Genomic DNA, 25,815 nt, shown 5'->3' with positions numbered 1-25,815 from the left:
TGCGGTGATCCGCCTCCGATACGGATTAATCTTTCTGGGTCACTCTGAGCACTTCTTCCAGTGTTGTCAGACCAGCCAATACTTTCTTGGCACCATCTTCCCTTATGCCAGGAGAGCTCTTTCTGACATAGTCAGTAATCACCTGCTCTCCCTCTCCTGCATGAATCATTCTTCTGACCTGCTCGTCGACCATGACCACTTCGTAGATGCCGGTCCGGCCCCGGTATCCACTGTGATTGCAATCTTTACAGCCTTTTGCGTGGTACAGTTCAGGCGCATTGGCTAACTCAACCCCCAACTCCCTGCATTCAGCCTCATCAGGTTGGTAGGGCTGTTTACATTGATTACAGAGAACTCTGACCAGACGCTGAGCCATCACACCCAGCAAGCTGGAAGAGAGTAGAAAAGGTTCAATTCCCATATCCTGCAAGCGGGTCAATGCACCAATGGCAGTATTGGTATGAAGTGTCGATAACACGAGGTGACCGGTCAAACTGGCCTGCACGGCAATTTCAGCTGTTTCGGTATCGCGTATTTCCCCCACCATGACCACATCCGGGTCCTGACGTAGGATGGCTCTCAGCCCCCTTGCAAACGTCATATCAACCTTGGTATTCACCTGAGTCTGGCCAATACCTTCGAGGTTGTATTCGATGGGATCTTCTACGGTGAGAATATTTCGACATTTATCATTCAATGAGGTCAAGCAACCATAGAGAGAGGTGGTTTTACCAGAACCGGTAGGCCCCGTGACTAGAATAATGCCATAGGGTTTGGCCAGCAGGCTTGATACGCATTGGAGATCCTGATTTTCCATACCCAGATGCTTCAGTTCAAGACGACCGGCTGCCTTATCAAGAAGACGCAGTACCACTCTCTCACCATTACTGGAAGGTAGTGTTGAGACCCTGACATCCACCTCTTTACCCGCAACTTTCAGAGAGATACGGCCATCCTGGGGAATGCGTTTTTCAGCAATATCCAGACGAGCCATAACCTTGATCCTCGAAACAAGGAGTGCAGCCAGTGTTCGTTGCAGACTTAGAATCTCTCTCAGAACACCATCTACCCGCACCCTGACAACCAGAATATTTTCGAAAGTTTCGATATGGACATCCGATGCGCCTTCCTTGATCGCTTCCGTCAATAAAGCATTGATCAGGCGAATCACCGGGGCATCGTCACTCTGCTCAAGCAGGTCTTCTGTTACCGGTACTGCTTCAGCAAGACTACTCAGATCCAGATCATCACTAATACCGGCAGCATTCTGCAGAGCTTCGGAACTGTCATTGTGATAACACTCGGACAAGACTTCGGAGAGCCGGTCTGCTCCCACCTTGCGATAAACAGGAGACTGGCAGGAAATTCGTGTGACCTCAGAGAAGATATCAGCTGAAGGCACCGAGCGAAAATAGAGCACCGGCTGTTCCTGCTCCCAGACCAGCACCACCCCATGCCTTTTGGCAAAAGTAAATGGCAGACGATGCAAAATCAGTCCCTGATTTTGGGATGCCTGATCTTCTGGAAGGCTGGCTGTGTCAGTCAAGGCTAACTCCTTGGATAATTAATAATTCCAGAACTTCTATTGGGTTGATCGAGGACAACCAGAAACAATCCGATATTTTTTGCTCTGAACCCTGGAAATTGAATTATTCTTCAAGCACGTCACAGGAAGTGTGATCCAATATCCAAATTTTACAACTGAATTTTAAAAATGATTCAAACACAAACCCAACTTTTTTGATCCAGAAGATATTACTGATCAAAAATGATTAATTAAAAACTGTTTTTAGTGAAAGCATCAGCTTTTAAAAACAGCACTCTTATGCTTTATTTAGGTTAAGAATAGCCCATGACCCATAACGCTTTCCTTAATCAAGTACACATCAAATAGAGAAATTAGAGAACAGTATGAATTCAGAGGTCATAGCCACCTACTTAAAATGGGGCCATCGAAAAAATTGCATAGCACTGACCTGCCTTCTGGCGATCACCATGATTGTTTCATTAGGCGCTCAGTCATTTTTCTTTTATGAATCACTGGCGAAGGAAGATGCTTTTGATAATTATGAACAAGTGTACCAAAATCAACCAAAAGAAAAAATTCTTACTCCTAAAGACTTCGAATTACTCTTTGGTGCCAATCATCAGCCTGAAGTCGCGAAACAGTCCGCCGATATTCCTAAAACAAAGTTAAATCTGGTACTCAGAGGTACTCTTGGAGAACGTGATCAGAAGAATAAGTATTCAAGTGCTATTATCCAAGGCAACAATCAGGACAAGCTTTATGGCATCGAAGACAGACTGCCCGGTGGTGCCATACTCAGGGAAGTGCATTCAGATCATGTGGTTTTAAGTCGCAATGGCCAGCTTGAAATCCTTTATTTTCCGGATGCAGGTAAAGATGACAGGGCTTTGCAGGAATTCAAGAGCCCCTCAGACACTACGGATAAGAATACAGAACGCCCCGGCTTCACTCAGGAGCCGGATGGAAAATCACTTGAACAGCGCATGCAGGAGTTGAGAGATAAACTTCAGCAGGCTAATCAAGGGATTTGATACAAGAATTAAAACTTTTTCATATGGTTAAGTGATGAAAACTAAAGACTGTCCATTTGTATGCATGGCCTTCAGACCTCTGTTTGCTGCATTGCTTGCCCTTAGCCTTCAGAGCAATGTATCAGCGGCCCCTTCTGCTGAAACTGCTGTAGTCAATCTGGCTGCACCCCCTCCCACAAAAGCCCTCAAGGCTGAAACGGCCAAGGACAAAAAGTGGACTCTGAATCATCAGAACGCTGACATTCGTGAATTCATTGGCCAAATCGCCAAGATCACTGGTGAGACCTTTGTCATAGACCCCAGAATCAAGGGGGGTAACACTGTAACGGTTATTTCTTCCAAACCGTTGAGCAGCGACGAAGTTTACGATGTTTTCCTCGAAGTACTGTCAGCTAATGGCTACGCCGTAATACCCAAGGGCAATATCATCAATATAGTGCCCAGTACTACAGCAAAAACCAGCTCTCCCAGTGGAAATCAGAAGCCACGTAATGCTGTCATGACCACACGGGTTCTGGAACTTCACAGTGTATCGGCTATTGAACTGATACCCATTATTCGCCCTCTGATCGCCCAGTATGGGCACGCAGCCGCTTCCGCATCCAGTAACGCTGTTATAGTCAGTGACCTTGCAGACAACGTTGAGCGAATCACCAAGCTGGTGAGGGAGCTGGACAAGACAGGTAATAATGATTACGAAGTGCTTCAGTTGAAGCATGCCTGGGTGGGTGATGTTTCCAAAATCATTCAGGACACACTGATAGCTGCCAAGGGGCAAATGCCAAGCGGACTGCAAGTCATTGCTGATGAGCGCAGCAACCGACTGGTCATCAAAGGTAACTCCAGTAAGCGCCAGAGAGTCAGGAAACTGGTAGAAACGCTGGACAAGGAAGGTATTCGCAAGTCCACTACCAAGGTGATCTTCCTCAGCTATGGCGATGCCAAGAATATTTCAGAAATCCTTGCAGAAGCATCTACCACGATTCAGGAGAGTCAGGAAAAGAAATCCAATTCTTCGGCTTCATCACAACAGCCTGTTCCACCGCACCCCTCTGTTCCCAAGGTTCAGACCAAAGGTCAGCCTTCCGGAAAAAGCAGGGGTTCCGGAGCAGCACCGAACGTGTTCGTTAAAGCCGACGAATCCCAGAACGCCCTCATCATGATTGCTGATCCGGACACTCTGGCAGAGATGGAGCATATCGTTCGGCAGCTTGATGTACCAAGATCACAGGTACTTTTGGAAGCCGTCATCGTAGAAGTCTCTGGCGGTATAGATGATGCTCTGGGTGTCCAGTGGGGTATTGATGGCAAGGAAACCATTCGCGGCTCAACCGAGACAGACCCTTCTGGTAAATCAACCAAAACCGTTGTCGGCAGCAAGAGCAGCATAACAGGACACATTCTCGATAACGCGGCAATCACCCTGGGCTCTCTGGCTTTGAGAGCGGATAATTTTGGTGTGCTGGTATCTGCCTTGAGTTCAAAGTCTAACAACGACATTCTATCTACACCCAGTATGCTGACGCTGGACAACCAGGAAGCTGAATTCCTTGTAGGTCAGAATATTCCTATCAAGACAGGCTCTTATCAAACCTCAGCCGGTGGTGGTAGCAACAACCCGTTCACTACGACTGACCGGAAGGATGTCGGCATTAAGCTAAAGATCACCCCTCACCTCAGTGAAGGTAACGGCATCAGGCTAGAGCTGGAGCAGGAGGTTTCTTCTCTGGACACTCGTACTTCAGAATCCCTTTTAAAGAATGATGACCTGATCTTCAATAACAGAACTCTGAAAACCACCGTTCTGGTAGATGATGGCCAGACCATTGTCATTGGTGGCCTGATTGAAAACGTCAAGAGTCAGACCAAGAAGAAAGTCCCGCTTCTGGGTGATATCCCTATCATCGGAAACCTGTTCCGCTTCGAACAGGATAAGAACCAGAAGCGAAATCTCATGTTGTTTATAAGACCGACCATCATGAGAAACTCTGAAACACTGGCCAAAGCCACCAAAGATCGTTACACCAAGTTGAAAGTGATTCAGCACAACAAAAAGGCACCTGACATGCTACCGGAAGAGCCATCTACACTGTTCGAACCAGAAGCCTTTGATCTGCGCAAGAAAGATAAAAAAGCCTGGCAAAGTAGTGACTGATACTGGATTCAAGTAATAGTTTCCAGTTAGAAAAAGCCAGATTATGAAGTCTGGCTTTTTCTGTTTTTCATAAAAGGCTTACTGCCTTAAAATTATTTGCAAACTTTTGACTTATAATTTTCACAAAACTGACAATAAAAAAGAAAAAAGTCGTCTATATTGAAATCTATCCGTCGAAACTAAATTAATTCACCATTCTGATTTTTTTTAACAAAGAGCCCTTCATCAGACGTTCATTCCCAAGAAGGTCTAAACACACTCAATATGAAGCAGATACCGAACACCAGAAAAAAACGTCCAGACAAAGGCGGCAATTTGTTTAGCTCGTAATCACCCAGCGAACATCTTAACAATTTAATCGGCTGCAAGATGAGTAATAACGAAAATATCAGGTAAACAGGTTTTATCAGCAAGTTGTTCAGGTAGAGGTAATAGCTGATCGGGTATACCGACAGCAACAATATAGCGTATAGTTTCTTACTTGTATCAAACCCTATTCTGACAGTCAGGGTTCTGATGTTGGAAGACTGATCTTCCAGATAATCTCGGATTTCATTCGACACCAGTAGAGCAGCTGTTAAAAGACTCACGGGTATAGAAACCCAAAGTAGCTTATTATTCCAGACACCAGAAACCGCATAGTAAGACCCGCTTACCATCAGTACCCCAGTCAGAATAAAAACGGCTGGAACTCCCAAACCGAGATGTTTATAGACGATAGGCTCTCCTGTATAGAAGTAACCAGCAGTTACACCGAAAAGCCCCATTAGAAACAAAGGCCAGCCCGTTTTCCAGACAAGCCAGAGTCCTATGACAGTTGCTACCAGAGCAAAAAGACCGGCAAAAGCAAAGTTCCTGCGAATCTGCTGAATCACCTGCTCTGCCAATTGGCCTGTCTTGCTGTTCCAGAAATGTAAGTCAGCATGATCATTGGCCAGATTACTGGCTGCCTGTAATAAAATACCCGCAATCATTACAGCCACGGCTCTGGCAATATCTCCCTCTCCCTTTGAGAAAGCTACGGCGACCCCTAATCCGCAAGTGATCAGTGCAACAGAGAAGGAAAAAGGCCTAAGCGCCCTCGCAAAACGGTATTTATCAGGATTGAGATTCGGTGTATCCACTAGAGGATTCCCTGAGGATGGAGATAAATACGGGACTATGTGCCATTAAGCGTCTTAAGCCTATAGCGATATTCCGAAACCCGGATAGCAATTAGGTAAACAGGAGAGAGATTAGCCACTCAGGAACTCAATAAAAAATCGACCCATCTCCTCTGAGATGAGCCGTATAATGAGTCAAAACTGATCAGATCGGACTCTTACCAGCCTGTTTTCTCTTTCAGAGCCTGACCGATTTCTGCCAGAGAGCGAACGGTTTTTACACCGGCTTCTTCCAGTGCAGCAAACTTCTCGTCAGCAGTCCCTTTACCACCAGAAATAATTGCACCCGCATGACCCATGCGCTTACCCGGAGGTGCAGTAACACCGGCAATATAGGAAACAACTGGCTTGGTTACGTTTTCTTTGATGTAAGCAGCCGCCTCTTCTTCAGCTGTACCACCGATTTCGCCGATCATAACGATCGCTTCAGTCTGTGGATCTTCTTGAAACAGCTTCAGGATGTCGATGAAGTTGGAGCCAGGAATCGGGTCACCACCGATACCAACACAGGTGGACTGACCAAAACCAAAATCAGTGGTCTGCTTAACCGCTTCATAAGTCAGGGTCCCGGAACGGGAAACAATTCCAACTTTGCCTGGTTTATGAATGTGGCCAGGCATAATGCCGATCTTACACTCGCCCGGAGTGATAACACCCGGGCAGTTGGGACCAATCAGAGTAACACCCAGCTCGTCGCAGCGGACCTTGCAGTCCAACATATCCAGAGTTGGAATACCTTCGGTAATGCAGACAATCAACTTTATACCGGCATTGGCAGCTTCGAGGATAGAATCCTTACAAAAAGCGGCAGGCACGTAAATTACAGTAGCATCAGCGCCGGTTGTAGCGACTGCCTCGGCAACCGTGTTGAATACAGGTAGACCCAGATGTTCCTGACCCCCCTTGCCCGGAGTAACACCACCAACCATACGAGTACCGTAAGCAATCGCCTGTTCGGAGTGGAAAGTTCCCTGAGAGCCAGTAAAGCCCTGGCAGATCACCTTGGTCTCTTTATTAATCAGGACACTCATTCTTATTTACCCTCCGCTGCTTTTACTACCTGGTCTGCAGCGTCGGAGAGACTGCTTGCAGCGATAATATCGAGTCCACTTTCAGCCAGTTTCTGAGCACCAAGCTCAGCGTTGTTGCCTTCCAGACGCACAACAACAGGTACTTCAACACCGACTTCTTTCACTGCACCGATGATGCCGTCAGCAATCAGGTCACAGCGAACGATGCCGCCGAAGATGTTAACCAGTACCGCTTTAACACTATCGTCAGACAGAATAATCTTGAAAGCTTCACTGACACGTTCTTTGGTAGCACCGCCGCCCACGTCCAGGAAGTTTGCGGGAGCACCACCGGACAGCTTAACGATGTCCATGGTACCCATAGCCAGACCAGCGCCGTTTACCATGCAGCCGATGTTACCATCCAGGGCTACGTAGTTGAGTTCCCACTGAGCCGCGTGGGCTTCGCGTGCGTCTTCCTGAGAAGGATCGTGCATGGTCTTCAGACGAGGCTGACGGTAAAGAGCGTTGCTATCAATGTTCAGCTTGGCATCCAGGCAGTGCAGATCGCCAGCTTCAGTGATAACCAATGGATTGATTTCCAGCAGAGCCAAATCCAGATCCTGGAACAGTTTCGCCAGACCCAGGAAGATCTTGGTAAACTGCTTAACCTGTGTAGCGTTCAGACCCAGTTTGAAAGCCAGTTCACGGCCCTGATAGGGCTGAGCACCGACCAGAGGGTCAATAGTTGCCTTCAGAATCTTTTCTGGCGTTTCTTCTGCCACCTTCTCGATTTCAACGCCACCTTCGGTGGAGGCCATAAAAACGATCCGGCGGGTAGAACGGTCTACAACAGCACCCAGGTAAAGTTCCTGAGCGATGTCTGTGCAACTTTCTACCAGAATCTTGCTAACTGGCTGACCATTTTCGTCTGTCTGGTAAGTGACCAGATTCTTACCCAGCCACTTCTCGGCAAATTCACGAATTTGGTCCTTGGAGCTGACCAGCTTTACGCCCCCAGCCTTACCGCGTCCACCTGCATGAACCTGTGCTTTAACAACCCACTGATTTCCGCCAATTTGGTCTGCGGCTGCAGCTGCTTCTTCCGGTGTATCGCAGGCAATACCCTTGGATACCGGCAGGCCATACTCAGCAAATAGCTGCTTACCCTGATATTCATGGAGATTCATACTGACAATACCATTGTTGTTTTAATCAAATTCCTATCCACATCCGTGGATAAAAAGGTTTCTTTGTTTCGACCCCAACTCTTCAGGCATCGAAATTAAACTTTGGGTCCTGACGCCTGTCTAACTTGTACTTTCGATATGAAATTGTCTCAAGTCCTACAGGCTAAGATTCCCTCTGACACTTCTTCGAATCAGTTTATCCATTGAGAAAGCTTACTGATACAAGTAGGTCTTACACACATCAGTAAATGATTCCCGTAAGCTCAGCTAGCGACGTTTACGATTAGGAATATGAATCGCATGACCGTCTACAGCCAGAACTGCTTCGTGCAAAGCTTCACTCAATGTTGGGTGAGAGAATATAGTCAGAGCCAGGTCTTCAGTGCTGGCCGCAAACTCCATGGCAATAACTGCCTGCTGAACCAGTTCAGCAGCGCTTGGGCCTACTACGTGCACACCCAAGACACGGTCAGTTACCTTGTCAGCAATAACCTTAACCATTCCTTCCGTATCGTTAGCAGCCAGAGCACGACCACTGGCAACAAATGGGAAAGTACCTAATTTGTAATCAACACCTTCGGCTTTCAGTTCCTGCTCGGTCTTGCCTACCCATGCAATTTCAGGATGGGTATAGATCACAGAAGGAATCAAATCATAGTTCACATGACCTTTCTGGCCAGCGATGATTTCAGCAACCATGATGCCTTCTTCACTGCCCTTGTGCGCCAACATTGGACCACGAACTACATCACCAACAGCGTATACACCGGGCACGTCAGTAGCACAGTGATCATCAACAAAAATAAAGCCACGCTCATCCAGGTTCACACCACAATCTGCAGCCAGCAGGCTCTCTGTGTATGGACGACGGCCTACAGCAACAATCAGTTTGTCGAATACAACAACCTGTTCATTGCCATCAGAATCCGCATAGGTAACGTGTACTTCTTTATCCTTGATTTCAGATCCAGTGACACGGGCACCCAAGCAGATATCCAGTCCTTGCTTCTTGAAGATTTTCATGGATTCTTTGGAGATCTGCTCGTCGGCAGCTGCCAGGAAACGATCCATGGCTTCCAGAACAATGACTTCAGAGCCAAGACGACCCCAAACGCTACCCAGCTCGAGGCCGATAACACCAGCACCAATGACCCCCAGACGTTTGGGTATTTCCTGGAATTCAAGGGCTCCGGTGGAATCAACAATCAAATCACCATCAGTCGGTGCAGGGGGAATTTCTACCGGACGGGAGCCAGTAGCAATAACAACATTACCCGCTTCATAAACTTCAACAGTGCCATCAGCCTTGGTCAGCTCAACCTGCTTGTTCGCCAGAACTTTACCAGCACCTTCCAGCAGAGTTACACCATTTGCTTTAAACAGACCACCGACGCCGGTAGTGAGGGTTTTAACGATCTTGCTCTTGCGGGCGATCATTTGCGGCACGTCCATTTCCACACCAGAGTGATTGATACCGTGCAGCTTGAAGTCTTTTTGAGCTTCAACAAATTTGTGAGAACTGTCCAGCAGCGCCTTGGAGGGAATGCAACCTACGTTCAGACAGGTTCCGCCCAGAGCTGTTTTTCCTTTGTCATCAGTCCACTTTTCAATACAAGCAGTCTTAAGGCCCAGCTGCGCTGCACGAATTGCACAAACGTAACCTGCAGGACCTGCTCCGATGACAACAACGTCAAACTGATTCGCCATATCTTCTATTCCAAGAAAATGAGAATGGCGGCCTTGTGAGCCGCCGCATAACCCATGAAAACTTACAATTCCAACAGGATTCTGGCTGGATCTTCCAACAGCTCCTTGATGGTAACGAGGAAAGTGACTGCTTCCTTGCCATCCAGCAACCTGTGGTCATAGGACAAAGCCAGATTCATCATGGGCAGAATCTCCACCTGACCGTTGACGGCCATGGGGCGCTCCTGAATTTTGTGCATACCCAGAATAGCGGACTGAGGTGGATTCAGAATCGGTGTAGACAAGAGCGAACCAAACACACCGCCGTTGGAAATAGTAAAGGTTCCACCGGTCATGTCCTCAATATCCAGTTTGCCACCCTGGGCTTTTTTACCGTATTCACGGATTTTGGCCTCAACGTCGGCGAGGCTCATGTTTTCAGCGTTACGCAGAATAGGTACTACCAGACCACGATCGCTGGAGACAGCAACGCCAATATCCTGATAGCCGTGGTAAACGATATCATTACCATCAATGGAGGCATTAACTGCAGGATAACGACGCAGGGCTTCAGCACAGGCTTTGACAAAGAAGGACATGAACCCGAGACGAACACCGTGCCGCTTCTCGAACTGATCTTTATAACGGGCTCTCAGTTCCATAACCGGCTTCATATTGACCTCATTGAAGGTGGTCAGCATGGCGGCTGTCTGCTGTGCTTCTACCAGACGCTGGGCAACTCTAGCACGCAGACGTGTCATTGGTACACGTTTTTCCGTGCGCTCGCCAGCAAATACCGGAGTTGTAGCTTCTACCACAGGTGCAGAAGAAGCATGGACTGTTGGAGCAGGAGCAGCTGCTACCTGAGCTGGCCGCTGCTCTGCATGACGAACGACATCTTCCTTGGTGACACGACCGCCCCTGCCAGTGCCAGAAATAGTCGTTGGGTCAATACCTTTTTCATTAGCGATCTTACGAGCAGCGGGGCTCAATACTGGCTCTTCCGTACTAGGTGACACTTCACTGGTTGCCGACGCTGATTCAGCTGCTGGAACGGAGGCTGTGGATGCTGCACCGGCTTCAAAAACGGCAATAACCTCTTCGCTCAGGACCGTCTCGTCTTCATTCTTGAGAATCTCTTTCAGCACGCCATCCGCTGGAGCAACAACTTCCAGTACTACCTTATCGGTCTCTATATCGACCAGCAGCTCATCACGAGAGCAAGCTTCTCCGGGCTTCTTGTGCCAAGTGGCAACCACACCGTCAGCGACAGATTCCGGAAACGTTGGTGCTTTTATTTCAGTGGCCATTATGGATCCTTTCGGGGTTGCGACCGATCGCCCCGGAGCAACCGGGGCATCATCAATTAAACGTTAAAAGCGTCTTCTACCAGCTTTTCTTGCTCTTCTACATGCTTGGACATATAACCACATGCTGGTGCCGCTGAAGCATCACGACCTGAATAGGCCAGACGCAGGTTGTTAGAGTGATTATCGAGAGCACGGCGCATATGATGCTGGCTGCAATACCAGGCGCCCTGGTTCATCGGCTCTTCCTGGCACCAGACAACATCCTTCAGGTTTGGATAGTGCGCAATCACCTCATCAAGGTCATCCTGAGGAAAAGGATACAGCTGCTCGATACGAATGATGGCTGAATTTTTCAGTTCATTTGCACGCTTATACTCAAGCAGATCGTAATAGACCTTACCGCTGCACATGACAAGACGGGTAATTTCCGCTGCTTCATGCACATCAACCTCTGGAATGATGGTCTGGAAGCTGCCTTCAGCCAGCTCTTCCAACGTGGAAACTGCCAGCTTGTGCCTAAGCAGGCTCTTGGGAGTAAAAGCGATTAATGGCTTTCGCAGCGGACGCAACACCTGACGACGCAGCATGTGAAACACCTGAGCCGGAGTGGTTGGCACACACACCTGGATATTGTGCTCTGCACACAGTTGCAGATAACGCTCAAGACGCGCTGAAGAGTGCTCCGGGCCCTGACCTTCATAACCGTGAGGCAACAGCATGGTCAGGCCACAGAGACGCCCCCACTTGTGCTCACCACTGGTAATAAACTGGTCAATAACTACCTGACAGCCGTTAGCAAAGTCACCAAACTGGGCTTCCCAGATAACCAGTGCGCCCGGTGTCGTAGTCGCATAACCATATTCGAAAGCCAGCACAGCCTCTTCCGAGAGCAAAGAGTCCCAGATCTGGAAGTCAGGCTGTTTTTCGGAAATATTGGCCAGTGGTACATAGGTAGAACCGTCTTTCTGATTGTGCAGCACCGCATGACGGTGAGAGAAAGTGCCTCGACCAACATCCTGACCGGTAATGCGTACCGGATGACCTTCCATAATCAGGGTACCGTATGCCAATGTTTCAGCGGCACCCCAGTTGATGGATTGTGCTCCCGCAGCCATTTTCAGTCGATCATCAATAATCTTGCTGACCTGACGCTGAACAACAAAACCTTCAGGCACCTTGCACAGTTTCTGCCCCAGGCCCTGCAGAGTAGCCAGGGCTACGCGGGTATCGTGACGCGCAGTCCATTCATGTCCTAGGTGAGGAGTCCAATCAACAAACAGTTCTTTGTTGGGTTCTTTTACCAGCGACTTAACAACATGACCGCCGTTGTCCAATGCATTACGGTAGCTGTCTACCAGCGCCTTGTCCTTCTCTGCATCCATGACGCCTGCTTCCATCAGTCTCTCTGCATAGAGATCACGGGTCGTCTTGTGACTCTTGATAATCTGGTACATCAGAGGCTGTGTACCGGAAGGTTCATCTGCTTCATTGTGACCACGGCGACGGTAGCAGACCATATCAATAACAACATCGCGCTTGAATTCCATTCGGTAATCCAGCGCCATTTTGGTCGCAAAGTGGACGGCTTCAGGATCATCACCATTCACATGAAGGATAGGAGCACCGACAATCTTGGCTACATCCGTACAGTACTCTGTAGAACGGGCATCTTCCTGTTTACTGGTTGTAAAACCCACCTGGTTGTTGACGATAATATGCAGAGTACCACCGGTCTTATAAGCACGGGTCTGGGACATCTGCAGGGTTTCCATGACTACCCCCTGACCAGCAAATGCGGCATCACCGTGAATGGCAATCGGTATAACCTGACCACGGGCAGAATCGTTACGACGATCCTGACGAGCACGCACAGAGCCCTCTACTACAGGGGACACTATTTCCAGATGAGAAGGGTTGAATGCCAGTGCCAGGTGAACTTCACCACCCGGTGTCATGACGTTGGAGGAAAAGCCCTGGTGATACTTCACGTCACCAGAGCCGGTATCGGCCATTTTCTTACCCTCGAACTCGTCAAACAGTTCAGAAGGGTTCTTTCCGAGAATATTAACCAATACGTTGAGTCGACCACGGTGAGCCATGCCGATCACGATTTCCTTGGCGCCGTAAGAACCGGAGCGCTGGATAATTTCGTCCAGCATGGGAATCAATGATTCCCCTCCTTCCAAACCAAAACGTTTGGTGCCCGGGTACTTGGTTCCCAGGTATTTTTCCAGACCTTCCGCCGCAGTCAGGCGTTCCAGCAGATGCTGCCGACCTTCAAGGCCCAAATCCGGACGACCTCGAACACTTTCCATGCGGCTTTGGAACCAGCGACGTTCTTCAGTGTTGACAATGTGCATGTATTCAACACCAATGGAGCCGCAGTAGGTGGCCATGAGAGAGTCGATAATCTCGCGCAGCGTTGCCCGCTCTTTACCGATAAAAATGGTACTGGTCTGAAATTCAGTATCCAGATCTGCTTCGCTCAGCCCGTGATACTCAAGGCTCAGATCGGGAAACTGTTCACGCTGCATACAACCCAATGGGTCTATTCTGGCCTGCTGATGCCCGCGGATTCGGAAGGCACTGATCAAACGCAACACCTGAATCTGCTTGCGCTCATGATCGCTGGAAATGGTGCCGGCTTGGATTGGGCGGGTGCTCTGACGCTGACGCGCCATCAGGACAAAATTTTCCTGGATGGTGGAGTGAGGTACATCCGGACCACCACCATTGACCTGAGGAAGTTTTTCAAAATAATCACGCCACTCCTCAGAGACCGAATTCGGATCGCGAAGGAATTGTTCGTAAAGTTCTTCGACGTATGCAGCATTCCCCCCGGATATATGTGAGGTATCCCACATTTGCTGCATCACACCTTCTTGCATCATCACTACCCCGTGAATGAAGGGCTGTCTAATCATGAGAGTCGCACTGTGGTCTGCCTGTCTGTTGTCCTGACAGGCAGAGCGCTGAAAACCGGGGCTTTCGCCTCCCCCGCTTATTCAAACTCCACAGATAGACCGGTGATTGACCGGCCGTCCCGCTGATAAAACCTGCCTGACCTGCCCTTCATTGGTTTGGAGAGTCAGTAGTCAGTCAGGCTTAGAATAAACTACAGTTCCACTTAATTCGTGCGACAGTGGGACCATAGCCAGAAATTCTCTTTGGATCGTCAGCTCCTCCAGAATTCTGGCGTCAGCCTCAGACCCTTTATGTTGAAAATTAGTTTTGAAAACCAGTGTAGATACTGCTGATAGAAAAAACGTACGCTCACATAACATTCGCACATTTCATGTAATCGGACCACCCTCAAATTGATCTAAAATCGAGTTCTCCGACAACTTCCTCTTCTAGGGAGTCTCTTGTGCAGCAATAAAAGAGCCCCCCTGTTGTCTGCTTAATCGCTTAAGGCCGCCTTTTAGAGTGACCGATCAGGATGCACTATCAAACAGCATCTGTTTAATATGACCAATTGCCTTGGTTGGATTCAGGCCTTTTGGACACACAGCCACACAGTTCATGATACCACGGCAACGGAAAACGCTGAACGGATCATCCAGTTCCGCGAGTCGTTCCTGAGTCGCAGTATCACGGCTGTCAGCCAGAAAACGATAGGCCTGCAGCAGGCCGGATGGACCAACAAACTTGTCGGGATTCCACCAGAAAGATGGACAGGCTGTGGAGCAGCATGCACAGAGAATACACTCATACAGGCCATCCAGCTTCTCACGATCTTCAGGACTCTGCAGACGCTCTATGGCCGGTGCAGGCTCTTCATTGATCAAGAAGGGCTTGATCTTTTCGTACTGCTTATAGAAAAGACTCATGTCCACGATCAAGTCACGGATGACCGGCAGTCCAGGCAAGGGACGCAAAATCAACTTCTTCTTGCTACCCATGGCTTCCGACAAAGATGTTACGCAAGCCAGACCATTAGTACCATTAATGCTCATACCATCGGAACCGCAAACACCTTCACGACAGGAGCGACGATACACTAAGGTTTCGTCTTTTTCCTTGATCAGGTTTAAGACATCGAGCACCATCAGGTCTTTGCCTTCAGGAATATCCACCTCAATGTCTTTCATGTAAGGTTTGGAGTCAGTCTCCGGATTGTAGCGATAGACACTGACACTTAATGAACTACCCAACATATTCCTGCCTCCTCCTCAGTAGGTTCTGGCTTTCGGTGGAAAAGCGTCCATGGTTTTAGGAGCAAAGTTGACCTGACGCTTGCCGACCCGTTTTTCAGCCGGAAAATACACGGAATGTGCCAACCAGTTTTCATCATCACGCTCGGTAAAGTCGTTCCGGGCGTGAGCACCACGAGACTCCTTACGCTCTTCGGCAGAAACCGCAGTAGCATAAGCTACTTCATAGAGATTCTCGAGTTCAAGAGCTTCAATGCGGGCTGTATTAAATGCCTGACTCTTGTCTTCGAGGTGAGTATTTTTCAGACGCTCACCCAACTCATTCAGCTTCTTCAGACCTTCCTGCATACTATCGCCTTCACGGAATACACCGAAGTAGAGCTGCATAGTGTTTTGCAAATCCTTACGGACGTCGGCAACCTTTTCACCGCTACCGGACTTGTTCAGCCGATCCAGACGGGACATGGCCGCTTCAACATCACTGTCAGAAGCATCAACACCATCGAAACCCTCTCTCAGATTTTTCTCGATCTGGATACCTGCTGCACGACCAAACACGACCAGATCCAGGAGAGAGTTACCACCCAGACGGTTAGCACCGTGAACAGATACACATGCAGCTTCACCGCAGGCATAGAGACCTTCTACAACTTTATCGTTACCTTCAGCATCCGGAAACAGAGCCTGCCCACCCACATTGGTAGGAATACCACCCATCATATAGTGACAGGTTGGAACGACCGGAACAGGCACTTTAACCGGATCAGCATGAGCGAAGGTCTTGGACAGTTCACAGATACCTGGCAGACGCAGATTCAGAGTTTCTTCACCTAGATGATCAAGCTTCAGCAGCACGTGGTCCTTATCCGGTCCACAGCCACGTCCTTCCAGAATTTCGAGAATCATGGAGCGAGCTACTACGTCACGGCCAGCCAGATCTTTGGCATTGGGCGCATAACGCTCCATAAAACGCTCACCTTCACTGTTGATCAGGTAACCACCTTCACCACGACAACCCTCAGTCACCAGAACCCCCGCACCGTGAATACCGGTTGGGTGGAACTGCCACATTTCCATATCCTGCATTGGGTAGCCAGCACGCAGAGCCATACCAATACCGTCACCGGTATTGATCAGGGCGTTAGTGGTGGAAGCATAGATACGTCCAGCACCGCCGGTAGCCATAACAGTTGCTTTGGATTTAACATAAACGGTTTCGCCTGTTTCCATGCAAATCGCAATAACACCGGCCACCTGACCATTCTGATTCTTCACCAGATCTACGGCGTACCATTCGTTCAGAAATGTAGTACCACCTTTCAGGTTGGCCTGATACAGAGTATGTAGAAGAGCGTGCCCTGTGCGGTCAGCAGCCGCACAGGTTCGAGCAGCCTGACCACCCTTACCGAATTCTTTGGATTGACCACCGAATGGTCGCTGGTAGATACGCCCTTCTTCAGTACGAGAAAAAGGCAACCCCATATGCTCCAGTTCAAACACAGCCTGGGGACCTACTGAACACATATACTCGATTGCATCCTGGTCACCGATATAGTCCGAACCTTTTACGGTATCGAACATATGCCAGCGCCAGTCATCCTGAGGATCTGCACTGGCAATAGCACAGGTAATACCACCCTGGGCAGATACAGTATGAGAGCGAGTTGGAAACACTTTGGTCACACAGGCCGTTTTAATACCGGCCTGAGTCAGTTGCAGTGCAGCGCGCATGCCAGCGCCACCGCCGCCGATTACGATGGCGTCGTAAGTCAGTGTGCGAAGAGCTGTCATAGATCAATTCCCCCAGAGAATTTGAATGCCCCAGACAATGTAACTGAATACTGCTACAAAACAGATCAGCTGGAAGGGGAAACGAATCAGAACAGACTTGTTCCCAAGTGCACGAGCATTCAGGTAGTCAGTGGCAATGGTCCACATACCCACCCAGGCGTGGGCAGCAATGGAAAGAATGGCGAGCAAGGTAAATACCTTCATCCAGGTCTGCTCGAACAGTCCGTTCCATTGCTGAAAATCCAGACCAGGATTTATAAGAACATAGCCGCCTAAAAACAACGTGTAAGCAGCCAGAATGATGGCAGACAACCTCTGCAGCATCCAGTCGTAGAGTCCACTTCGGGACAAGTTGGTAATATTTGTTACCACAACCACACCCCCGCGAGCACAATCAGTACAGCTGATAAAACAATGGTGACGATCGCACCAGCCTTACCTGACTCCTTACCTTCACCAATACCGATATCCATTAACAAATGCTTGACACCGGCAACAAAGTGGTAGATCAGCCCGGAAAGCAACACCCAGACAATAAATTTGACCAGGCCACCCGACATGAGCGCTTTCAGTTCGGCAAAGGACTGCTCTGAAGACAGCGACAGATCCAGTGCATAGAGCAGGAAACCCACCCCAACAAACAGCAATATTCCCGAAATCCTGTGCAGGATCGAGGTATACGCTGGCAGAGGTAGTTTAATTGTGGTTATGTCTAGATTGACAGGTCTTTTGCTATTCACGTTTTTTGTCCCAACGCCCGAGGCGTGCACAGCTGAATCAGCAACAATATCCAGAGACTACGACCCACTCGGGTTCATACCCTCTTTTTATCAGGCTTGCCTGAACAGGCTACCCTGAATGCAGGTTAAGAAGCCGCGTTAATTCATGTTAACGTTCTTTTCTCACCCCCCTCATGAAGTCCTCCACGACTTCGGCTGAGGAGTATAAACAGTTCGGTTTTCAATTACAATTGATTAACACTCTAGGCAAATTTACTATAGACCTCTGAACTTATTGCGCAGACTTTTTCACAGATACACAGGTTTGACAAACAAATTTCTGGCCCTATAGTGGTCGAACCGTAAAGGGCCCCAACCAAAAAAACTTATTCTGTACGCATAATAATTATGGGTCCGAGAAGACGATAACGACAGAATAAACGGCAAGACAGGAGCCTATGATGGCTGAAAAGAAAGCAACCCTCTCGATTGACGGCAAACAACTGGAACTTCCTGTACATACGGGGTCCCTGGGCCCAGATGTTGTTGATGTTCGCAGCCTGACTGCCAATGGTCTGTTCACATACGACCCTGGTTTTGTATCTACCGCTTCCTGCGAGTCAAAGATCACTTACATAGATGGTGAGAAGGGCGTGCTACTGCACCGTGGCTACCCGATTGAGCAGCTTGCTGAGCACTCTGACTACCTGGAAACCTGCTACCTGCTGATTTATGGCGAACTTCCTAACAGCAAAGAGAAGAAGCATTTTGAAGACACCATCATGCGTCATACCATGATACATGAACAAATGGTGGATCTATTCTCCGGTTTCCGTCGTGACGCTCACCCCATGGCCGTGATGTGCGGTGTAGTAGGTGCTCTCTCTGCCTTCTATCACGATTCACTGGACATCACCAACGAACGTCACCGTGAAATCTGCGCCTATCGCCTGATTTCCAAAATGCCTACGCTGGCAGCCATGACCTACAAATACTCCATCGGCCAGCCATTCGTTTACCCGCGCAATGACCTGGGTTACGGCGGCAATTTCCTGCACATGATGTTTGCTACTCCCTGTGAAGAGTACGAGGTTAATCCTGTACTGGCACGCGCCATGGACCGCATCTTCCTGCTGCATGCTGATCACGAACAGAACGCATCAACTTCGACTGTTCGTCTGGCAGGCTCCAGTGGTGCCAACCCATTCGCCTGTATTGCTGCTGGTATCGCAGCTCTCTGGGGACCGGCTCACGGTGGTGCCAACGAAGCAGTGCTGGTGATGCTGAACCAAATTGGTGATGAGAAACACATCGATGAATTCATTGATCGCGCCAAGGACAAGAATGATCCCTTCCGCCTGATGGGCTTTGGCCATCGAGTCTACAAAAACTTTGACCCACGTGCCAAGGTTATGAAGCAGACCTGTGACGAAGTTCTGAGTGAACTAGGCCTGGAAGACGATCCACTGTTCAAGATCGCCAAGCGCCTGGAAAAGATAGCACTGGAAGACGAATACTTCGTCGAGAAAAAGCTGTACCCGAACGTAGACTTTTACTCCGGCATTATCCTGAAAGCCCTGGGCATTCCAACAGAGATGTTCACAGTAATCTTCGCAACCGGTCGTACTCCGGGCTGGATCGCTCACTGGCATGAAATGATCAGTGGTGAATACCGCATTGGTCGTCCGCGTCAGCTCTACACCGGCGAGACTTCCAGAGACTTTATCCCGGTTTCCGATCGCTAATCACTGCTATACCCGTTACCTGCTGAAAGCCGAAGTCTTATTGGCTTTCAGCCCTCCCTTCTGCCTCAGACTTTTTTGCCCACTTTCATCATCTTCGCAACGTGACCTGCATTTTCTCGAAAGCGGCCAAAAACAACGCCTCGAGCTGATTGCTTACAACACCGACAGAACAACCTTTCAGACTTCCGGGGGTCAAAACATTCTTCACAGCTATCAGCCTCGTCTATTTTTAACCGATATTATTAACGAGTAGCTCAGGGAAGAGCATCCCGGCAAGAACGGCTAATACGATAGAGCGAATACGATAGAAACAATGACTGAACTTTTTCTGACCCCGGAGCCCTGGATAGCTCTGGCAACACTGACCCTTCTGGAGATTATTCTGGGCATCGACAACATCATTTTTATTACGATCGTTGTCGACAAAATGCCTGCACACCAACGCAACAGCGCCCGCAGACTCGGGCTGTTACTGGCCATGTTCACAAGGATCGCCCTGCTGCTCTCCATTACCTGGATCATGAGTCTCACTGCCCCTCTATTCCATCTGTTCAATCATGCCCTATCCGGCCGCGACCTGATTCTTCTCGGAGGCGGGCTCTTCCTGCTGATTAAAGCCACTCACGAGATTCACGATTCTATTGAGCCCGGCGAAGATGAAGGATCTCACCTTAAACCACGAGGGTATGTTATAACCCTGATCCAGATTGCTCTCATCGATATTGTTTTCTCCCTGGATTCAGTCATTACAGCAGTGGGACTGGCAGAACACCTCTGGGTCATGATCACCGCCATTGTTATTTCGGTAGGCATCATGATGTTTGCTGCAGCCCCTATCGGAGAGTTTGTCAGCAATCATCCTACCTTCAAAATGCTGGCGCTCTCCTTTTTGATTCTGGTGGGAGTCTCCCTTATGGGAGAAGGTCTCGACTTTCATATTCCAAAAGGCTACATCTACTTTGCCATGGCCTTTTCTATGGCCGTCGAGATGCTCAACACCCGTTTGCGATCGAGACAGTCTGCGACAAACAAGTAGCATTGGAGTATTCTCAAACAATTGAGCAACACCCTCTTATCACCGGAGCTGTTATGTCCTGTCCGATTCTGTTTGATATGGGTGGCGTGATTGCCGACTCCTGGCAACCCTTCTTCTCTTTCTGGTCAGAAGTTCTGATCAAACTGGACGCAGAAGACCTGGCCACAGAAGAGCAAGTTCTCGCCCTTTTTGAAGGCAATTTTTTTAAAAAGCTAAGCCAGCAAGTCGCCGGAGACAAAGTGCAACACGCTCTTATGAATCATGCACGACTTGCCCACCTGGAGTTCATGAAAAACTGCCGCTCTATTCCTGATGTCAGTGAGAGCTTGCAGCACCTTGGCCAACACTTCCCTCTGTACCTGATCACCTCCAATTTTACCCAAGCTGCAGAGCATTTCCTGAATAATCAGAATATCCGGTGTTTCAGGGGAATAATGGGTATGGAACAGAGCTTTATCAAAACGGACAAAATCCGAACAGTGATGAAACAGCACCCGGATCAGCCCTGTTATTTCGTTAGCGACACCTCAGGAGACCTGCATGAAGCTCGAGAAGCTGGCGCTGTTCCCGTTGCAGTCAGCTGGGGGTGGCATAACCGTAAAACTCTTGAAGACGCGAAGCCCGCTTTCATACTTGACAATCCGTCTGAGCTGCTAGACTTCAGCTTTCACATTTAAAGCCCGGACAGACCCCTATGAGGCTCAACTGTTTCAGATATGGCTTCCCTGGCCACTTCTCACGGAATTTATTCGGGATTAAAAGCAGCCAGTCTCCGGGACCCTTGTGCCTGTTGGCCTGCCCCGGAGATTCTTCTACCCAGATACCTCAAAGGGCATCAATGACTAAAACGGGTGATATTAATGAATAGCGTGAAAGCAGAATTCATTAAGCTCAGATCCCATCTACTCACAGGCACCAGCCACATGATTCCCTTCGTGGTAGCTGGCGGAGTGCTCCTATCGGTGTCTGTCATGTTTCATGGCAAGGGAGCCCCGCCCGAATCCGGTTTTCTCAAAGATGTGTGGGAGATGGGAGTCGCTGGTTTTACCCTCTTCATCCCGGTTCTGGGAGGCTACATAGCCTGGTCTATTGCCAACCGCCCCGGCCTGGCACCTGGCATGATCGGAGCATGGCTGGCAGCTCAGTTTGGATGCGGTTTTCTGGGGGCTATGATTGTCGGGCTTATCGCGGGCTATATCGTCAATGCCCTCAAGAGAATCCCCTTCTCATCGAACATACAACCTGTTGCTACCATCTTTGTCTACCCTCTGGCAGGTACTTTTCTGACCTCCGCTCTGGTGATTTGGGTGATTGGACAACCCATCGCCAATATGATGAGTCACCTCAACGATTGGTTGCATAGTCTTCAGGGATTATCGAAGGTTTCATTGGGGGTCATTCTTGGAGGAATGACCGCTTTTGACATGGGCGGCCCAATTAATAAAGTCGCTACCCTGTTTGCTCAGACTCAGGTAAAGAACCACCCCTACCTTATGGGCGGTGTCGGCGTCGCCATATGCACCCCGCCACTGGGTATGTGGCTGGCCACTCTGCTGTCACCCGGCAAATACACTGCTGAAGAGCGAGAGGCTGGCAAGGCCGCTCTGGCCATGGGTATGATAGGTATATCAGAAGGGGCAATCCCCTTCGCTGTTGCTGACCCGATACGGGTCATACCCGCCATTGTTCTGGGAGGTATTACAGGCAATGTTATAGGTTTCATGGCCGAAGTTATCAACTACGCTCCCTGGGGAGGCTGGATCGTTCTACCGGTTGTCGACGGTCGCTCCTGGTACATTCTGGCCACTATCGCAGGCGCACTGGTAACAGCTCTGGCTGTCAACCTGTTAAAACCTGTAAAACCAGAACTTTAAGAACCTGTCGACGATAATTACCTTTACCCTGAATTAAAAATGCCTGAAGGTTAGATCAACATATGAAGAACTCGCATCCATTGGTTGAAGTCACGCCGCAAAGTCACGACCTTGTTCTCGAGATAGTCTACGCCACCGAGAACAACTTCACCGGTAAGCAGGTTTATAAAAAACCTCTCTGCCTGATGCACGAAGAAGCCGCCAACAAATTGCAAAACGTCATTGAAGTTCTTCAACCCATGGGGCTCAAATTAAAAATATGGGATGCCTTTCGCCCCCTGGAAGCCCAGCAAGAACTCTTTAACTGTGTACCAGACCCTGAATATGTATCTCACCCGAAAACCGGTTTGCGAACCCACTGCAGAGGAATAGCTATCGATCTCACGCTGGTTGATCGGTTTGGGCGGACACTGGAAATGGGTACCGAGTTTGACGACTTTCGTCCTCTGGCTCACCATGGCAATGACCAGATTTCCGAGCTCGCACAGAAAAACCGGTTAATACTGGCAGGTGCCATGAATGTCGCTGGATTCGACTCTTTACAAAACGAATGGTGGCATTATCAATTGCCTGATGCCGACCTGTATCCGATATTAGAAGAAAGTGAAATCGGCTCAGGTATTATTTAGTTCAGCTAAGGGTTCTACTTCACACTGTTCACGCTGAGCTTGTCGAAGTGCGGGTCGCTCTTCGACGAAAACTCAGAATGAATGAAGTGTGTGTCTATGCCAGTGCTGCCGCACTGGTGATCAATTTGCGAATCTCAGGAATACAGGAGCCACAGTTTGTTCCGGCTTTCAGAGACAGGCCCACCTGAGCAGGATCACTGAAGCCTTCCTCTTCAATCACACGACAAATGGTTTTCTCCCCCACACCAAAACAGGCACACACTACTTTGCCGGTATCTTCTCCCTGAGGTGGCATACCTGCCAGTAAACGCCAGCGCTCCGAAAAAGGAATATCCTCTTTTTCAAAGGCAGCCTGTAGCCATGCACGATCACAGTCTGACAATGACTCACCGATAATAAGAAGAGCCTGTAGCTGGCCGAGAGCAAACCAGGCGCTACGGGCGCTGCCTGTCTTCGGATCGGTGTAATCAATTCTTTCCCTCTCAGGGCCGATAGATTCCAGCATGGAAGAATCAATGCCCTGACCTGCCAGCTCATATCGGAATCCCTGCTGGAATTTCACCTCTGTCGCATAATCAAATGGCTCAAAATCCTGTTTTTTGCGACTCAGTAACACAGCCTGTTGTTTCAGAGATACAGCCTCAATCCTTGCAGGAGTGTGTTTACAGCCCGGTTGTTTTGACCAGGGGTCTACCGCAGGCTTCACCAGCACACCACAATGCCCGGTCTTGCTGTTCTGACGTGTCCAGTGCATGGGCATAAAAACATTACCCTTACCTACTGTAGATGTCACAACCACTCTGATCAAAATGGAATCAAAGGCTGTGGACAATCGGCACAATGCCTGATCAACCAGCCCATATTTTTGAGCATCTGCAGGATGAACTTCCAGGAAAGGCTCATCAATATGCTGACTCAACCTGGGAGAGAGTGCGGTGCGTGTCATAGTGTGCCAATGATCACGAACCCTGCCGGTATTCAGCAACAGCGGGTAATCAGCATTGGGCTGATGGTAGGAGACCTCAAACTTCGTCGAAACAATAGTTGCACGACCTGTTTCAGTGAAGAAACCACCCTCAGCAAACAATCTTGTATGTGGATGAGACGTCTGCCCTGAAACCAGTGGCCACTGAAATGGCTCAAGCGCTTCGTATTCTGCATCTGAGATAGCTGCCAGAGCACCAATATTAAAATCTCTTCTACGACCCTCAGAATTATTTTCAAAAGCTGAAAGAGCCGCATGCTCGCGGAAAATATCAGCAGCCCTCTGATAATCAAAGGCGTCACCAAAACCCATTTTCTCTGCCACTTTTGAAATAATCCACCAGTCAGGTTTAGAGTCTCCGGAAAGATCAAAAAGGGCCCTTTGTCTGGAAATTCTTCGCTCCGAGTTTGTGACCGTACCATCCTTTTCACTCCAGCCGGCCGCTGGCAGACGAATATGGGCAAACTCAGAGGTGTCTGTTTTCCCAATACAATCAGACACGACAACCGTCGGACACTTTTTCAGCGCACTGATAACCTTATTGGCATCAGGCATACTGACTACAGGATTGGTGCCCATAATCCAGACAAACTTAATGTCGCCCTTATCCATGGCATTAAACAAATCGACAGCTGTTTTACCCGGCACAGTGGCAATATTCGGCGCCTTCCAAAACCGTCTGACCCGATCTACATCGTCTGTGTTTGAAAAATCCATGTGGGCAGCCAGCTGATTGGCCAGACCTCCAACCTCTCGCCCTCCCATTGCGTTAGGCTGACCTGTAAGCGACAAGGGTCCAGATCCCGGCTTACCAATACGACCCGTAATCAGGTGACAGTTGATAATGGCATTGACTTTATCGGTGCCAGCAACCGACTGGTTCACACCCTGAGACCAGGCCGTGACAACTTTATCGGTCCCGGCAAACCACTCACAAAATTGCTTGAGTGCAGGTTTTTCAATCCCGCAAAGTTCAGCGACCTCTGAAAAGCTTCCTATTTTTCTGGCGGCTTTCAGAGCCTCATTAAAACCTTGGGTGTGCTGATCAATGTACGACTGATCCAGCTTATCGTGCTTATCGAGATAACTGAATAACTTATTAAAGAGAGCGGTGTCCGTGCCTGATTTCAGCGGAAGATGCAGGTCTGCAATATCACAGGTGTCAGTGGCACGGGGGTCAATAACAACCACCTTCATGTCCGGACGCTGCTCTTTTGCAGCTCTTATTCTCTGGAATAATACCGGGTGACACCAGGCCGTATTGGCTCCGACCAGAACAATCATATCGGCCAATTCAAGATCTTCGTAGCTGCCGGGAACCGTATCGGAACCCAGTGATCTCTTCTGACCTGCTACCGTAGAAGCCATGCAGAGGCGTGAGTTGGTGTCCATATTGCTGGAACCAATAAAACCCTTCATTAGTTTGTTGGCCACATAGTAATCTTCTGTCAGTAATTGACCAGAGCCGTATAAAGCCACCGCTTCAGGGCCGTACTCTTCTATTGTGGCTTTCAGTCGCTCAGCGACTTCATCCAGAGCAAAATCCCAGCTGACTCTCTGTTCACCTATAAAAGGCGTTAGCAGTCTATTTTCCAGAGAAACCGTTTCCCCAAGAGCGCTGCCTTTTGAACAAAGGCGCCCGAAATTAGCGGGGTGATCTTTGCGGCCTTCTATATCTACAAGATGCAAATCTTTATTGGTGACCGTCGCCTTGATACCACAGCCAACACCGCAATAGGCACACGTCGTATGGATGACTTGTTGCTGGTTATTGCAGATATCGATGCTGCCAGACATAGACATACTTCC

General features: G+C 49.0%; 19 protein-coding genes. 7 read left to right on the top strand and 12 right to left on the bottom strand.

Going from position 1 to position 25,815, the window contains the following annotated elements; genetic code table 11:
- Positions 1–25: 25 nt before the first annotated feature.
- Positions 26–1,546 carry a type II secretion system ATPase GspE gene (gene gspE, locus ACOJUN_RS18105; RefSeq protein WP_422133309.1) on the bottom strand — a complete coding sequence of 507 codons (1,521 nt, stop codon included), beginning with the start codon at positions 1,544–1,546 and terminating at the stop codon, positions 26–28.
- Between the two features lie 365 nt (positions 1,547–1,911).
- On the opposite strand from gspE, the gene ACOJUN_RS18100 reads away from it, so the two are divergent.
- Positions 1,912–2,559, top strand: coding sequence for a type II secretion system protein N (locus ACOJUN_RS18100; RefSeq protein ID WP_422133308.1), 648 nt, complete (start codon positions 1,912–1,914; stop codon positions 2,557–2,559).
- A 34-nt stretch (positions 2,560–2,593) separates the two neighbouring features.
- Complete coding sequence (gene gspD, locus ACOJUN_RS18095) at positions 2,594–4,714, top strand: type II secretion system secretin GspD (RefSeq protein WP_422133307.1); 2,121 nt, start codon at positions 2,594–2,596, stop codon at positions 4,712–4,714.
- A gap of 233 nt (positions 4,715–4,947) precedes the next feature.
- On the opposite strand, the gene ACOJUN_RS18090 is transcribed toward gspD, so the two are convergent.
- The 10 genes from ACOJUN_RS18090 to sdhC all read right to left on the bottom strand — a co-directional run bounded on the left by ACOJUN_RS18090 (position 4,948) and on the right by sdhC (position 17,758).
- The gene (locus tag ACOJUN_RS18090) at positions 4,948–5,838 is read right to left on the bottom strand and encodes a prenyltransferase (protein WP_422133306.1); all 891 of its coding nucleotides are present in this window, start codon (positions 5,836–5,838) and stop codon (positions 4,948–4,950) included.
- A 197-nt stretch (positions 5,839–6,035) separates the two neighbouring features.
- Positions 6,036–6,908 (bottom strand): succinate--CoA ligase subunit alpha, encoded by an 873-nt coding sequence (gene sucD, locus ACOJUN_RS18085; RefSeq protein ID WP_422133305.1) that lies wholly within the window; start codon positions 6,906–6,908, stop codon positions 6,036–6,038.
- A 2-nt stretch (positions 6,909–6,910) separates the two neighbouring features.
- Complete coding sequence (sucC, locus tag ACOJUN_RS18080; protein ID WP_422133304.1) at positions 6,911–8,077, bottom strand: ADP-forming succinate--CoA ligase subunit beta; 1,167 nt, start codon at positions 8,075–8,077, stop codon at positions 6,911–6,913.
- 267 nt (positions 8,078–8,344) lie between these two features.
- Positions 8,345–9,784 (bottom strand): dihydrolipoyl dehydrogenase, encoded by a 1,440-nt coding sequence (lpdA, locus tag ACOJUN_RS18075; protein ID WP_422133303.1) that lies wholly within the window; start codon positions 9,782–9,784, stop codon positions 8,345–8,347.
- A gap of 62 nt (positions 9,785–9,846) precedes the next feature.
- Entirely contained in the window at positions 9,847–11,073 is a 1,227-nt protein-coding gene (odhB, locus tag ACOJUN_RS18070) for a 2-oxoglutarate dehydrogenase complex dihydrolipoyllysine-residue succinyltransferase (protein ID WP_422133302.1), read from the bottom strand.
- A 56-nt stretch (positions 11,074–11,129) separates the two neighbouring features.
- The gene (locus tag ACOJUN_RS18065) at positions 11,130–13,961 is read right to left on the bottom strand and encodes a 2-oxoglutarate dehydrogenase E1 component (protein ID WP_422137093.1); all 2,832 of its coding nucleotides are present in this window, start codon (positions 13,959–13,961) and stop codon (positions 11,130–11,132) included.
- 546 nt (positions 13,962–14,507) lie between these two features.
- Complete coding sequence (locus ACOJUN_RS18060) at positions 14,508–15,230, bottom strand: succinate dehydrogenase iron-sulfur subunit (protein WP_422133301.1); 723 nt, start codon at positions 15,228–15,230, stop codon at positions 14,508–14,510.
- A 15-nt stretch (positions 15,231–15,245) separates the two neighbouring features.
- Positions 15,246–17,018, bottom strand: coding sequence for a succinate dehydrogenase flavoprotein subunit (sdhA, locus tag ACOJUN_RS18055; RefSeq protein ID WP_422133300.1), 1,773 nt, complete (start codon positions 17,016–17,018; stop codon positions 15,246–15,248).
- Between the two features lie 3 nt (positions 17,019–17,021).
- On the bottom strand, positions 17,022–17,390 hold the full coding sequence (sdhD, locus tag ACOJUN_RS18050) for a succinate dehydrogenase, hydrophobic membrane anchor protein (protein ID WP_422133299.1): 369 nt from the start codon (positions 17,388–17,390) through the stop codon (positions 17,022–17,024).
- Positions 17,384–17,758, bottom strand: coding sequence for a succinate dehydrogenase, cytochrome b556 subunit (gene sdhC, locus ACOJUN_RS18045; RefSeq protein WP_422133298.1), 375 nt, complete (start codon positions 17,756–17,758; stop codon positions 17,384–17,386). The genes sdhD and sdhC overlap by 7 nt, the downstream gene beginning before the upstream one ends.
- 440 nt (positions 17,759–18,198) lie before the next feature.
- Here sdhC and gltA point away from each other — a divergent pair, with 440 nt between their 5' ends.
- The 5 genes from gltA to ddpX all read left to right on the top strand — a co-directional run bounded on the left by gltA (position 18,199) and on the right by ddpX (position 23,021).
- Positions 18,199–19,482, top strand: coding sequence for a citrate synthase (gltA, locus tag ACOJUN_RS18040; RefSeq protein WP_422137092.1), 1,284 nt, complete (start codon positions 18,199–18,201; stop codon positions 19,480–19,482).
- Between the two features lie 313 nt (positions 19,483–19,795).
- Complete coding sequence (locus tag ACOJUN_RS18035) at positions 19,796–20,518, top strand: TerC family protein (protein ID WP_422133297.1); 723 nt, start codon at positions 19,796–19,798, stop codon at positions 20,516–20,518.
- A gap of 53 nt (positions 20,519–20,571) precedes the next feature.
- Complete coding sequence (locus ACOJUN_RS18030; protein WP_422133296.1) at positions 20,572–21,195, top strand: HAD family hydrolase; 624 nt, start codon at positions 20,572–20,574, stop codon at positions 21,193–21,195.
- Positions 21,196–21,378: 183 nt separating this feature from the next.
- Positions 21,379–22,392 carry a PTS fructose transporter subunit EIIC gene (locus ACOJUN_RS18025; protein WP_422133295.1) on the top strand — a complete coding sequence of 338 codons (1,014 nt, stop codon included), beginning with the start codon at positions 21,379–21,381 and terminating at the stop codon, positions 22,390–22,392.
- A gap of 62 nt (positions 22,393–22,454) precedes the next feature.
- Positions 22,455–23,021 carry a D-alanyl-D-alanine dipeptidase gene (gene ddpX / locus ACOJUN_RS18020; protein ID WP_422133294.1) on the top strand — a complete coding sequence of 189 codons (567 nt, stop codon included), beginning with the start codon at positions 22,455–22,457 and terminating at the stop codon, positions 23,019–23,021.
- A 94-nt stretch (positions 23,022–23,115) separates the two neighbouring features.
- Here ddpX and ACOJUN_RS18015 read toward each other — a convergent pair whose 3' ends face one another.
- Positions 23,116–25,803 (bottom strand): molybdopterin-dependent oxidoreductase, encoded by a 2,688-nt coding sequence (locus tag ACOJUN_RS18015; RefSeq protein WP_422133293.1) that lies wholly within the window; start codon positions 25,801–25,803, stop codon positions 23,116–23,118.
- Positions 25,804–25,815 lie beyond the last annotated feature (12 nt).

It is taken from the genome of Endozoicomonas sp. ALD040 (genome assembly GCF_049275945.1).
In the GTDB taxonomy this organism is placed as follows: domain Bacteria; phylum Pseudomonadota; class Gammaproteobacteria; order Pseudomonadales; family Endozoicomonadaceae; genus Endozoicomonas_A.
Note: the sequence above shows the minus strand (reverse complement) of the source record. Positions and strands in the feature narration are given on the sequence as shown.

Coding starts and splice junctions, on each gene's coding strand:
- ddpX (WP_422133294.1), top strand. CDS start 22,455: ATGAAGAACTCGCATCCATTGGTTGAAGTCACGCCGCAAAGTCACGAC.
- gspD (WP_422133307.1), top strand. CDS start 2,594: ATGAAAACTAAAGACTGTCCATTTGTATGCATGGCCTTCAGACCTCTG.
- ACOJUN_RS18015 (WP_422133293.1), bottom strand. CDS start 25,803: ATGTCTGGCAGCATCGATATCTGCAATAACCAGCAACAAGTCATCCAT.
- ACOJUN_RS18100 (WP_422133308.1), top strand. CDS start 1,912: ATGAATTCAGAGGTCATAGCCACCTACTTAAAATGGGGCCATCGAAAA.
- sucC (WP_422133304.1), bottom strand. CDS start 8,077: ATGAATCTCCATGAATATCAGGGTAAGCAGCTATTTGCTGAGTATGGC.
- sdhA (WP_422133300.1), bottom strand. CDS start 17,018: ATGACAGCTCTTCGCACACTGACTTACGACGCCATCGTAATCGGCGGC.
- ACOJUN_RS18025 (WP_422133295.1), top strand. CDS start 21,379: ATGAATAGCGTGAAAGCAGAATTCATTAAGCTCAGATCCCATCTACTC.
- sucD (WP_422133305.1), bottom strand. CDS start 6,908: ATGAGTGTCCTGATTAATAAAGAGACCAAGGTGATCTGCCAGGGCTTT.
- ACOJUN_RS18065 (WP_422137093.1), bottom strand. CDS start 13,961: ATGCAAGAAGGTGTGATGCAGCAAATGTGGGATACCTCACATATATCC.
- ACOJUN_RS18060 (WP_422133301.1), bottom strand. CDS start 15,230: ATGTTGGGTAGTTCATTAAGTGTCAGTGTCTATCGCTACAATCCGGAG.
- ACOJUN_RS18030 (WP_422133296.1), top strand. CDS start 20,572: ATGTCCTGTCCGATTCTGTTTGATATGGGTGGCGTGATTGCCGACTCC.
- gltA (WP_422137092.1), top strand. CDS start 18,199: ATGGCTGAAAAGAAAGCAACCCTCTCGATTGACGGCAAACAACTGGAA.
- ACOJUN_RS18035 (WP_422133297.1), top strand. CDS start 19,796: ATGACTGAACTTTTTCTGACCCCGGAGCCCTGGATAGCTCTGGCAACA.
- lpdA (WP_422133303.1), bottom strand. CDS start 9,784: ATGGCGAATCAGTTTGACGTTGTTGTCATCGGAGCAGGTCCTGCAGGT.
- odhB (WP_422133302.1), bottom strand. CDS start 11,073: ATGGCCACTGAAATAAAAGCACCAACGTTTCCGGAATCTGTCGCTGAC.